Raw genomic sequence first — 11,179 nt, 5'->3', positions numbered from 1 at the left:
CGAAGCGTAATCTTCGTCGGGCCAGCAAATCTCTGATTTGCGGTGTTCGACGAAGCGTAGCTTCGTCGAGCTCGCTGAGCTCCGCTCAGCGGTGTTCGACGAGGAGCAATAGCAGATCGGAGCGCGGTTTGTTCGCCTGGAGAGTTGTGTAGACTCGCGTTACGGACAGCAACCTCTTTTACCGGGGGCATCGGCTGACGCGAAAGGCGTCAGCCTCAACCCCCGGCAAAAACTTCGATGAAAAAAGGCCGACGGCTCGCCCACGGGGCTCGCCGTCGGTGAAACGCCTCGCTTCGCTCGGCGTATACGTCCTGATTTACGTCGTTCCACTCGCACGCGTCGGTACCGAACTCCCCAATTCAGTTCCGGAGATTGTTCTGAATACCGAAACCGTGCCATCATCTCCCGCCACCAGGACGCCCGAGCCGCGCTCTTGGACCGCGAGTGGGCGAGCCGAACCCTTTTGCGTTCGCTACCCGTATCTTACGCCGTGAATCTCTATCGTAGTGCCCGCGCAGTCGCCGGCGCCTCCGGCGACAGCGTGATCGACTGGCAGTCGGCCGCCGAGGGGGCCAAGGCGGCGACCGACCCCGGATCGCTCGATCTCGAGCCCGGCGAGCGGGAGGCCTACGCCCGCGACGTCCGCGAGGCTCGCGCGGCCGTCCGAGCGGTCTCAGGCGCGGAGTTCGACGTCCCCGACACCGTCGAGATCCAGAACCGCCACCACTGGATCGACGCCAACGTCGAGACGTTCGAACGGGTCATGGGCGCCCTCGAGACCCCGACGAGCGCCTTCCCGGGCGCTGCCCGGACGATCAACACCGGAACGATGACCGTGTTGCTGGCGTTTCTGGGCCGGAACGTGCTGGGTCAGTACGATCCGTTGTTGCTCGCGGACACGCCCTCCGAGGACCACGCGCTGTACTTCGTCCGCCCGAACATCCACAAGGCGGCCGACGCCCTCGAGGTCGACGTCGACCGGTTCCGCCGCTGGATCGCCTTCCACGAGGTGACCCACGCCGCCGAGTTCGGCGCGGCGCCGTGGCTCTCGGAACACCTCGAGGAGCGGATGCAGGACGGGATCGCGGACCTCTCGACGGGCTCATTCAACAAGGCGGCGTTCAAGGATCTCGACGCGGCGATGACCGTCGTCGAGGGCTACGCCGAGCTGTTGATGGATCACGCCTTCGACGACGAGTACGAGGATCTCCGACGGAAACTCGACGAGCGGCGACAGGGCCGGAGCCCCCTGCAGCGGCTGTTCCGACGCCTGCTCGGACTCGGCCTGAAGGAACGTCAGTACGAACGCGGGAAGAACTTCTTCGAACACGTCGTGGCGGTGCGGGACGTCGAGACCGCGAGCCGAGTCTGGGACCGACCCGAGAACCTCCCGACCCAGGACGAACTCGACTCGCCGGGGCTGTGGATCCAGCGGATGGGGCGCTGACGCCGTCGTCGCGCCGAGTTCCTACCCTAGGATCCAGTAGAGATACCAGAGCAGCCCGCTCCCGGCGACCAGTCCCACGCCGATGGCCGTTCCGATCCCCGTCAGCGACGCCTCCCCGTGGAGCGCGATCAGTCCACACGAGAGTCCAACGAGCAGGATGAACGCGATTCCCGTTCGAGTCGACGGACTCGTCAGCACGCTCGACTGCGGTGATCGACGGTCAGGGTCCCGCCTCCGACTCATAGCTCGTCTGCCGTACTGACGTGCATCGTCCGGAACAACCACGGGGGGGCATCGTCGCCCGCGTCGACAGCCTTCGACCCCGACTCGACGACCTCGGGACGAACCAGCGTTCCGCTCCAGCGAGTATCGAACCGACGGTCCGTCCCGGCCTCGGTGTCGGTCCAGGCCATCGTCACTTCGTCGGTGAACGTGGCGTACGCTCCGTCCTCGTTGATCGAGAGTCCGTGGCTCTCGACGGTCCAGTCGGTGGTCGTCTCGGTCTGGCTCTCGAGGGCGTCGGCGACGGCGTCGTACCCGAAGACTGCCTCGCTGATCCCGAACTTCGTCGTCGAGGTGTCCTCGAGGAAGTACGGCGGCAGGGGCTTGCCTCGTCGGAGGGCCTCGTAGTACTCGCGGACGACGGCCGCGGCTTTGTCGCTCATACCGTACGTTGCGGAGTCGGTCGCCAAAGGCTCACTGGACGCAGTCGCAGGCGCCGCAACCTTACATGAAGCCGCGGTCGACCTCGTCGGTCTCGATGAGGTCGTCGAGCTCGGCGCTCAGCAGCTCGTCGGCCTCCTCGAACCGATCCGAGAGGTCCTCGAGCTCGTCGGGTCGGTCGTACTGATCGTACGCCATCGGCCCGAACGCGGGGCTCTCGAGGGCGTCCATCACGTCGTCGAACAGGTCCTGCGGTCGGGTCGGCGCATCCGAGTGGGTCTCGAGGACGGTCTCGAGCCGTTTGGAGACCGTCTCGGCGTGGTCCTCGTCTTCCGGCGGCGACTGGACCGCAAACCGCCCGCCTGACTCGTCGTCGGGCAGGAAGGAGCCGATCTCGTCGTCGAGGCGCCGGGCTACCTTCGTCCCGACGCCCCGAACCTCGTAGGGATTTTTCGCGTACGTTTTGAGGAAAAACACTCCCGCCCGGGGATGTGCGAGGTACATGTCCTCGCCGACGCCGCCCGCGCGGTCGCCGGCGACGGCCCGCCAGTCCTCGGGGTCGACGCTGCGCTCGGTGACGTCCTCGAGCACGTCCTGCCACTCGCGAATCCGCATAGGGAACGCTTGTCGCGCGGGCAGAATGAACGTATCGGTTACCTCGGGACGTCGGATCGGCGGGGAACCGAAAGGCATAGGATCGCGCTCCCGACAGCACACGCAACCGCCGAGCTCCCATGGCCTCACGTCGACGCCCGTCGTTTCGCGAACTGTTCCGTACCGAACCGGCAACCAGCGCCCTGCTTTCGGTCGTCCCGCTCGTTCTCGCGGCCGGCCAGCTCGCGAACGGCTACCTCAACGATCTCCCGCCGACGGTCACCCTCTCGTTTGCCCTCGTCATGATCGCGTTCGCGGTCGTCGCCACCGACCACCACGCCGCCCGCTACCGTCGGCGACGGCTCGAGACGGACCTGGAGCGCTGAAGCTACCGATACCTATTCCTTCCGAGCGACGGGAGTTTTCTGCCGTATGATCGGGACGTCGCCGACTCGAGAGATCGTCGACTGGGAGCGGACGACCGACGACGGGACGACGGTGTACGTCATCGAGTACAGCGAACCCGTCCCCGAGCCATCCCTTCGATCGGCGTCGCTGTTCGGCGCCAGCAGCGGCGGAACGGTGCCGGAAGCCGACCGCCGGATCGCGCTGCCCGACGGGGAGCAACTCCCCGCCGACGAGGTCGTCTTCGACGCGGACGGAACCGTCCTCGAGGTCCGACACGAGGGAGCGTCGCTGCGTCGCCGGGTCCGGCGCACGCTGTTTCCCTGGCTGTAGGGCTCGCCCTCGGCGTGTGCCTTCGCTTGTCTATTCGCACCGATAACCACAGACGGTTACGTTTTGATGTGTTTCTCGGGTGTAGAGGTGTCGGGTAAACCAACCTTCGAAATCCATTTATACTGGGCGTCCGACGAGGTATCCATGTCGATACATCGCCGCGAGATGCTCGCGGGAGTTGGCGGGGGCGCGACAATCGGCCTCGCCGGCTGTACCAGTAGCGACGATGGCGATGACGACGGGCCGGAGATCAGCGGCGAGACGATTACGCTTACCACGACGACGAGCACGTACGACACGGGGCTCCTCGACGAACTCAACGCCCCGTTCGAGGATCGGTACGGTGTCACCGTCGACGCCGTTTCGCAGGGAACGGGCGCCGCCCTCGAGACCGGACGCAACGGCGACTCGGACGTCGTCATGGTTCACGCCCGCTCGCTCGAGGACGAGTTCATCGAGGAGGGGTACGGCGTGAACCGCCGCGACGTCATGTTCAACGACTTCGTCGTCGTCGGAACCGACGAGGATCCAGCCGGGATCGGCGGTGGAGACGACGTCGAAGCGGCGTTCGCCACGATCGCCGAGGAGGGCGCGACGTTCGTCTCGCGTGGCGACGACTCCGGAACCCACGCGAAGGAACTCGAGATCTGGGAGGCTTCCGGCGTCGACGAGTTCGGCGAGTGGTACCGGGAGGCCGGTCAGGGAATGGGCGAAGTACTGACGCAGGTCGCCCAGACCGGCGACTACGCGCTCGCCGACCGCGGAACCGTCCTCTCGATGCAGTCCGAGATCGACCTCGAGATCCACGTCGAGGGTCCGATCGAGGGCGGGCCCGAGCTGCTCGCGAACCCGTACGGGATCGTCGCGGTCAACCCTGGGGTTCACGACAACGTCGAGTACGACCTGGCGATGGCCTACATCGGCTACCTGACGAGTCCCGAAGGCCAGGAGATCATCGAGGAGTACACCGTCGAGGACGAGCAGCTGTTCTTCCCGGAAGCGATCTCGGAGGATCCGAACTTCCAGCAGTACGTGCCCGAAGACTGGGATCCCTCGGAGACCGACGACTGAGTCAAACCGATGCCACTCGAGCCAACGTCGCTTCTTCCGCTGTTTGCCGAGTTTCCCTTCGAGTGGAACTACATTCGAAGCATTACCCGCGTCTCGCTGTACGTGAGCTTCGTCGCGGTGACGCTGAGTACCCTGTTCAGCCTCCCGGTCGCGCTCCTCGTCGGTTTCAAGGAGTTCCGCGGGAAGGCGTTGCTCACGTCGATCATCAACACCGGGATGGGGTTTCCCAGCGTCGTCGTCGGACTGGTCGTCCTGTTTGCGGTCTCGGGCCAGGGTCCGCTCGGCTCGCTGGAGCTCGTCTTCACGCCGGAGGCGATGATCATATCCCAGTTCGTCCTCGCGACGCCGGTGATTACGGGCGTGAGCCTCGCGGCGGTCAGCAGCGTCGAGCAAAACGTCCGCGACGCGGCGTACGCGATGGGCGGGACGCGGTTCGACGTCGCCCTCGTCACGATCAAGGAAGCCCGCTACGGGATCGCGACGGCGCTGCTCGCCGGCTTCGGCCGGGCGATCAGCGAGGTCGGTTCCGTGCTCATCGTCGGCGGGAACATCGCCGGTGCGGACGGCGAATCGTACACACGAACGCTCACGACCGCGATCCAGCTCGAGGCCCGACAGGGTCGGTTCGAGACCGCGATGATCCTCGGGGCGATCCTCGTCGTGCTCGTCTTACTCGTCAACGCGATCGTGGTTCGATTGGGTAGCGGTAACGGAGGACATCGATAATGCTCGACGCACGAAACATCCACCACGGCTACGGTGCCGAGACCGTTTTCGAATCAGTCTCGCTGTCGGTAACGCCGGGCGAAGTCGTCGCGATCATCGGCCCGTCCGGCGTCGGCAAGTCCACGCTCCTTCGGCTGCTCGCGCTGTTCGACTCGCCGAACCGAGGGACGATCGAGTACGGCGACACCGACGTGTGGGGGGTCTCGGAACAACGGCGACTCGAGTTCCGACGCCGGATCGGCATGGTGTTTCAGGAGGCGAGCCTATTCGACGCGAGCGTCCGTCGCAACGCCGAGTACGGACTGCGCGTCCGTCAACCCTGGACGGATCGGCTCCGTCACGAGTTCGCCAGCCTGGTCGGACGGACGAACGGCACCGGCGCCGAGATCGAAGCGCTCGAGACGGTCGGGTTGGGCGAGAAGGTCGATCAGGACGCCTCGTCGCTCTCCGGCGGCGAGGCACAGCGCGTCGCGTTCGCTCGCGCACTCGCGTACGACCCTGAGATCCTCCTGCTCGACGAACCGACGTCCGACCTCGACCCGCGAAACACCGCGCTCATCGAGGACGCCGTTCTCGAGGCCCGCAACCGAGACATCGGCGTCGTCGTCGCGACACACGACATGCATCAGGCCGAGCGCATCGCGGATCGGGTCGCGGTGCTTCTCGAGAACGACATCATCGAGATCGGCCGTACCGAGACCGTTTTCGAGGATCCGACCGACGAGCGGACCCGGAAGTTCATCGACGGCGAGCTGGTCTACTGATGACTGCTTCGAACGGTCTACCACCAGGCGTCTGGAGAGACCACCGACGAACTCGGTCGGTCGTCTGCGTGAGTTCGACGCTTCCTCGTCGATATCGAGGACGCTGTTTGAGAGCTTACGGCGCTCCGGCGTCGGGTTCGGTCGCGACCGATCTCGCCTCGCGGGCCTCGTAGGCGTTGTAGCCGGCCAGTCCGGCGATGAGCAGCCCGGAGACGAGCGTGCTCCAGAACCCGCTGACCATCTCGAGCAGGGCCGGTGCGATTATCAGCCAGATTCCCAGAATCGCGACTAGCGAGCCGACGCCGACCGAGAGCGGGACGTCGTTGACCAGCCGGTAGTAGTTGTACGCACCTGCGACGAAGACGGCGCCGCCGACGAGGACGTTGTTCCAGAGGCCGGCCGCGCCGACGTCGTAGATGAGCACCGAGAGCGCGACCCAGGCGCCGATGGCGGCGACGATCGCGCTGATGAAGGGCGTGTGACGGCGTCGCTCCTCGTTTGCGATCTGGGTCGAGTCGTCCCGTGGGTCGCGTCCGCGATCGTTTCGGTCGCCCGCGCCGGTTCCCGAATCGGTCTCGGTGGGCGTGTGGTTCTCCGGGGCATCGTGCCGAGCGTCGTCACTGTTGGAGTCGTTCATAGCGGACAACGGTTCGCCTCGAGGTTGCAAAAGGGCCGCGACCGTTACGCTGCGCGAACGGGCCGTCCCCGAGGTAATCCGAGGTTACGGCCGAAACGGAACCGACGGTCGCCTCGCGGGCCGTGACCGATAGCGTTTTTGACGCCTCGCGCGTGACAACGAGGCGTGGACGTACGCGGAACCGTCGCCGACGAGGTCGAGGTTCGCTCGGTATCGACCAGCTACGGCGAGAGCGACCTCGCCGAGGTCCGGCTGGTGACCGACGACGGCCCAGCGAGCGGGGACGACCGCCCGATCGAGGCCCACGAACCGATCACGGTGACGTTGTGGAACAAGTGGACCGAGTCGGCCGAACTGCTCGAGCCCGGGATGGAACTGCTCGTTACCGACGCGGAAACCGACGAGTACCGGGGTGAAACGCGGTACAAGACGACGGGCGACTCGTATGTCGTCGTCGAGCCGAGTTTTCTGGTGAACGTGACGGCGATCCGAAACTGGACCGAGTGCCCTCGGCTGTACTACCTGAACAAGCTCTCGGGCGTGCCGCTGAACTACCCCGTCGTGAAGGGGACGCTGGTCCACGAGGTGTTCGGCGACCTGCTTCGCGGTCGGGAGCTCGAGGAGTCGATCGACGCCCGCGTCGAGGAGCGGGGCCTCCAGCTGGGCCTGCTCGGCGAGGAGCCGGAGTCGGTCGCCGAGGACGTCAGACAGAACGCGTCGGCGATCGAGGGCTGGCTCGAACAGGGACGCCTGACGGAGGAAGACTCCTGGCGCTCCGAACAGCTGCTGATCAGCGAGACGTTCGGCATCCGCGGTCGCGCGGACGCCATCCGACGGGGTGCCCCCGTCGAGCTCAAGACGGGGAAGAACCTGAAGAAGGAGCCCCGGTTCAAGGACAAGGTCCAGGCCGCCTGTTACGCGCTGTTGCTCGAGGAACACGGCGGGGACGTCGACACCGGGACGCTGCTCTATACGAAGAACTCGGCGCTGGACCGCAACGAGGAGACCGGCGACCTCACGCCAGCCAAGGAGTTCTCGATGGGCGACGGCCTGCTGAAGTACGTCGTCCGGCTGCGAAACGAGATCGCGGCGGCCGAGGTCGCGGGCGATATCCCGACGGGCTACGAGGGCAACGCCAAGTGCGAGTACTGCTTCGAGCAGGACACCTGCATGGTCGTCTCGGGTCGGCTCGACCAGGAGTCGAAGGCCGGCCAGATCGGCCAACCCCTGCCCGCCGAGGAGCGCGAGTTCTTCGAGCGCTTCTCCCGCGCGATCGAGGAAGAGCGACGGGAGGTTCACCGCGAGTACGCCAAGCTCTGGGAGCAAGACGCCCAGGAGCGGGCCGACGACGACCGCGCGCTGATCGACCTCGAGTTCGCGGAGAAACGCCCGCTCGAGGAGGGGCGCTGGGAGCTCCGAGCCCGTCGAACGGGCGGGGCGAGCTCCAAGCTCCGGGAGGGCGACCTGGTGCTCGCGAGCGACGGCCACCCGGTTCGGGGCCAGTCGGAGCTGGCGCGGATCGAGCGCTTAGACGAGGACGAGGTCGTGCTGACGGCCGACGAACCAGTCGAAGTCACTCGGCTCGACGTCTACCCCTCGGAGCTGACGACCGACCGACTGCTCGTCGCGCTCCACGACACGCTCCTGAAGGGCAGCGAGCGACGGAAGGACGTGCTGTTCGATCGCGCCGAGCCCGAGTTCAACGAGATCGAGGAGACGTTCATCGACAACAACGAGGCTCAAGACGAAGCCGTCCGGAAGGCCGTCGGCGCCCGGGACTGCGCGCTGATCCACGGCCCGCCCGGAACGGGCAAAACGTACACCATCGCACGGGCCATCCGCGCGATGGTCGAGCGCGGCGAGCGCGTGCTGCTGTCGGCGTTTACGAACCGGGCGGTCGACAACGCCCTCGAGGCGCTGCTCGAGCAGCTCGAAGGCGTGATCGATGAGGATCGAATCGTCCGCGTCGGCTCCGAGAGCGGTGTTCGCGAGGATATGGAACCGTACCGCCTCGAGCGGGCGGGCGACCCCGAGGAACGGCTCGCGGAACTCGAGAACGCGCAGGTCGTCGCCGCGACGACGGCGACCTGTGGCTCCCGGATTATGAAAGAGCAGTCGTTCGACGCGGCTCTGGTCGACGAGGCGGCCCAGCTCACCGAGCCCGGAACGTTCGCGGCGATCAACCTCGCCGAGCGGTTCGTCCTGGTGGGCGACCACGAGCAGCTCCCGCCCGTCGTGCGCGCCGAAAACGAGCTCACCGAGTCGCTGTTCGAACGACTCGTCGAACTCCACCCCGAGGCGGGCGTGATGCTCGACCGCCAGTACCGGATGAACCAGCGCATCCAGGCGTTCGCCTCGCGGGAGTTCTACGACGGGAAGCTACGGCCCGCCGAACCCGAGGTCGCCGCCCGGACGCTCGACGACCTCGAGGGAGTCTCCCGGGACGACCTGCCCACCGAGCTCCGAGATCCCGTCGCGTTCGTCGACGTCGAGGGCGACGACGAGCGCTACACCGACGGCCTGGAAGCGGCCCGCATCGCGGAGCTGATCGCGGCCTACGAGGCCGCGGGCGTCGACCGAGCCGACATCGGGGTCATCGCACCCTTCCGCGCCCAGGTCTCGGAGATCTCGAGCCACGTTCCCGAGGGCGTCGCCGTCGACACCGTCGACCGCTTCCAGGGCTCGAGCAAGGAGGTCATCATCGTCTCTTTCACGGCGACGGGGACGCTCGAGGGGCCGATCTTCGAGGACTACCGGCGGATCAACGTCGCGCTCACCCGTCCGAAGCGCGCGCTCGTACTCGTCGGCGACTCGCGGGCGCTGTCGTCCGATCCGGTGTACGGACGGATGCTCGAGTGGGCGCGGCGCTGAGACGGACCCCCGTACGTCGGTTCCGAAGCCATCGCTCGGGACCGACGGGGCGCCGGCTGCGATCGAAACCGCGCAGCGTTATGTATCCCCGTCCGCAAGTTCGAGTATGTCAGAGGAGGTTCCGGTACACGCGACCGACATTCTGGTCCTCATCGTCGTCTCGGTAATCGGCGGATTCCTGCTCGCGGCCTGGACCCTACCGCCCGCGCTCGCGTTCGATTTCGCGGTCTCGGTCCTGGCGGGGACGGTCCTGATGGCGTTCCTGCTCTTTATCCCGGTGATGGGCGTGCGACTGTTCATCGACGACTACCGTGACGACGGATCGTCAGGGTAGCCACGACCGCAGCCTCCGGGCGATCGACGGAGTGTCGGACCGGGGTGATTTTTGTCGATCGGCTTCGAACGTGGTTCGTGAACGTGCCACTCGGGAGCGGGTCGATCGACGTCTCCCTCCCCAACTGCGACGTGACGGTCGCCGAGCCGCCGGGCGGCGAGGTCGTCGACGTCCAGGCGGCCGCCCAGCGAGCGCTCGAGGAGCCGCTCGGATCGCCGCTCGCCGAGCGGATCGACGCGGGTGACGACGTTGTGATCGTCGTCACCGATCTGACGCGCGAGGCGCCGGACGACGTTCTGCTCGACGTCTTGCTCGAGCGCCTCGCCGACCTCGGCGTCGCCCGCGAGCAGGTGACGGTCGTCGTCGGACTCGGCCTCCACCGTCCGATGACCGACGCGGAACTCGAGGCGATGCTCGGTCCCCACGCCGATCTGGCGGTGAACCACGACCCGGAGTCGGTCGTCGAGGTCGGCAGGGTCGACGGCGTCCCCGTAGAGATCGGGACCCCCGTCGCGAACGCCGACGCGGTCCTCTCGACAGGCGTCGTCGAGCCCCACCAGTACGCCGGCTTCAGCGGCGGTGCGAAGACAGTTGCTATCGGTGCAGGGAGCGAGTCGTTGATCCGGTACACGCACGGTCCGGAGACGCTCGCCCGTGAAGGCGTTCGCCTCGGGCGGGTCGAGGGGAACCCGTTCCGCGAACTGCTCGACGAGGCCGGCGACCTCGTCGGGATCGACTTCTCGCTCAACCTGACCCACGGTCCGACCGGCGTCCTCGGCGTCCGAGCCGGCGACGACCGTCGAATCGTCCGTGAACTCGCGACGGTGGCTCGAGACGCCCTCTCCGTCCCCGTCGAGCGCGAGTACGACGCCGTCGTCTGCGGCGTCGGCGCGCCGAAGGACGCGAATCTCTATCAGGCGACCCGCGGTGCGACCTACGTCGCTCTCGGGGACCGAAACCCGCTGCGGAAGGGCGGCAAACTGGTCGTTCCGGCCGCGTTGTCGGAAGGTGCCGGCGAGGGCACCGGCGAGCGACGCTTTTACCGCCGACTCAGCGAGGCCGACGACGCCGAGTCGCTGTACAGCGAGCTACGAGAGGGGTACGACCCCGGCGCACAGCGGGCGTTCGTCGTCGCTCGCGTCCTTCGCGAACACGAGATCGTCGTGACGAACAGCGAGGCGCCCGACGTCGTCGAGGAGTGTCTGATGCGCGCCGAACCCGGCGTGTGCGACGCCGTCGAGCCCGGAAGCGACGTCCTTCTCGTTCCCGACGCGTTGAACACGCTACTGGTCGAGCGGCGGTAGCCGCACTGCACCGGCCGTCCCTGCTTCAGC

General features: G+C 66.7%; 13 protein-coding genes. 9 read left to right on the top strand and 4 right to left on the bottom strand.

Annotated features, from left to right (window positions below):
- The first annotated feature begins 490 nt into the window (after positions 1-490).
- Entirely contained in the window at positions 491-1,447 is a 957-nt protein-coding gene (locus QA609_RS20175; protein WP_278304425.1) for a zinc-dependent metalloprotease, read from the top strand.
- A 21-nt stretch (positions 1,448-1,468) separates the two neighbouring features.
- Here the strand turns inward: QA609_RS20175 and QA609_RS20170 are convergent, their stop codons facing one another.
- The 3 genes from QA609_RS20170 to QA609_RS20160 all read right to left on the bottom strand — a co-directional run bounded on the left by QA609_RS20170 (position 1,469) and on the right by QA609_RS20160 (position 2,725).
- Positions 1,469-1,690, bottom strand: a complete 222-nt coding sequence (locus QA609_RS20170; protein WP_278304424.1) for a hypothetical protein — start codon at positions 1,688-1,690, stop codon at positions 1,469-1,471.
- Positions 1,687-2,112, bottom strand: a complete 426-nt coding sequence (locus QA609_RS20165; RefSeq protein WP_278304423.1) for a nuclear transport factor 2 family protein — start codon at positions 2,110-2,112, stop codon at positions 1,687-1,689. Before QA609_RS20165 ends, QA609_RS20170 begins: the two co-directional genes overlap by 4 nt.
- A gap of 61 nt (positions 2,113-2,173) precedes the next feature.
- A complete protein-coding gene (locus QA609_RS20160; protein ID WP_278304422.1) occupies positions 2,174-2,725 on the bottom strand; it encodes a hypothetical protein in 552 nt (183 codons plus the stop codon).
- A gap of 119 nt (positions 2,726-2,844) precedes the next feature.
- On the opposite strand from QA609_RS20160, the gene QA609_RS20155 reads away from it, so the two are divergent.
- The 5 genes from QA609_RS20155 (at position 2,845) to QA609_RS20135 (ending at position 6,003) form a co-directional block, all read left to right on the top strand.
- The gene (locus QA609_RS20155) at positions 2,845-3,090 is read left to right on the top strand and encodes a hypothetical protein (RefSeq protein WP_278304421.1); all 246 of its coding nucleotides are present in this window, start codon (positions 2,845-2,847) and stop codon (positions 3,088-3,090) included.
- A 46-nt stretch (positions 3,091-3,136) separates the two neighbouring features.
- Complete coding sequence (locus QA609_RS20150) at positions 3,137-3,442, top strand: hypothetical protein (protein ID WP_278304420.1); 306 nt, start codon at positions 3,137-3,139, stop codon at positions 3,440-3,442.
- Between the two features lie 144 nt (positions 3,443-3,586).
- Positions 3,587-4,513 (top strand): substrate-binding domain-containing protein, encoded by a 927-nt coding sequence (locus QA609_RS20145; protein WP_278304419.1) that lies wholly within the window; start codon positions 3,587-3,589, stop codon positions 4,511-4,513.
- Between the two features lie 9 nt (positions 4,514-4,522).
- The gene (locus QA609_RS20140; RefSeq protein WP_278304418.1) at positions 4,523-5,239 is read left to right on the top strand and encodes an ABC transporter permease; all 717 of its coding nucleotides are present in this window, start codon (positions 4,523-4,525) and stop codon (positions 5,237-5,239) included.
- The gene (locus QA609_RS20135; RefSeq protein ID WP_278304429.1) at positions 5,236-6,003 is read left to right on the top strand and encodes a phosphate ABC transporter ATP-binding protein; all 768 of its coding nucleotides are present in this window, start codon (positions 5,236-5,238) and stop codon (positions 6,001-6,003) included. The genes QA609_RS20140 and QA609_RS20135 overlap by 4 nt, the downstream gene beginning before the upstream one ends.
- A 115-nt stretch (positions 6,004-6,118) precedes the next feature.
- On the opposite strand, the gene QA609_RS20130 is transcribed toward QA609_RS20135, so the two are convergent.
- Entirely contained in the window at positions 6,119-6,640 is a 522-nt protein-coding gene (locus QA609_RS20130) for a hypothetical protein (protein WP_278304417.1), read from the bottom strand.
- Between the two features lie 165 nt (positions 6,641-6,805).
- On the opposite strand from QA609_RS20130, the gene QA609_RS20125 reads away from it, so the two are divergent.
- The 3 genes from QA609_RS20125 (at position 6,806) to QA609_RS20115 (ending at position 11,149) form a co-directional block, all read left to right on the top strand.
- On the top strand, positions 6,806-9,511 hold the full coding sequence (locus QA609_RS20125; protein ID WP_278304416.1) for an AAA domain-containing protein: 2,706 nt from the start codon (positions 6,806-6,808) through the stop codon (positions 9,509-9,511).
- Positions 9,512-9,617: 106 nt separating this feature from the next.
- A complete protein-coding gene (locus QA609_RS20120) occupies positions 9,618-9,845 on the top strand; it encodes a hypothetical protein (RefSeq protein WP_278304415.1) in 228 nt (75 codons plus the stop codon).
- A 77-nt stretch (positions 9,846-9,922) separates the two neighbouring features.
- Positions 9,923-11,149, top strand: a complete 1,227-nt coding sequence (locus QA609_RS20115) for a lactate racemase domain-containing protein (RefSeq protein WP_278304414.1) — start codon at positions 9,923-9,925, stop codon at positions 11,147-11,149.
- The last annotated feature ends 30 nt before the right edge of the window (positions 11,150-11,179 follow it).

The sequence above is a fragment of the Natronococcus sp. A-GB7 genome, assembly GCF_029688865.1.
Taxonomy (GTDB): domain Archaea; phylum Halobacteriota; class Halobacteria; order Halobacteriales; family Natrialbaceae; genus Natronococcus.
Note: the sequence above shows the minus strand (reverse complement) of the source record. Positions and strands in the feature narration are given on the sequence as shown.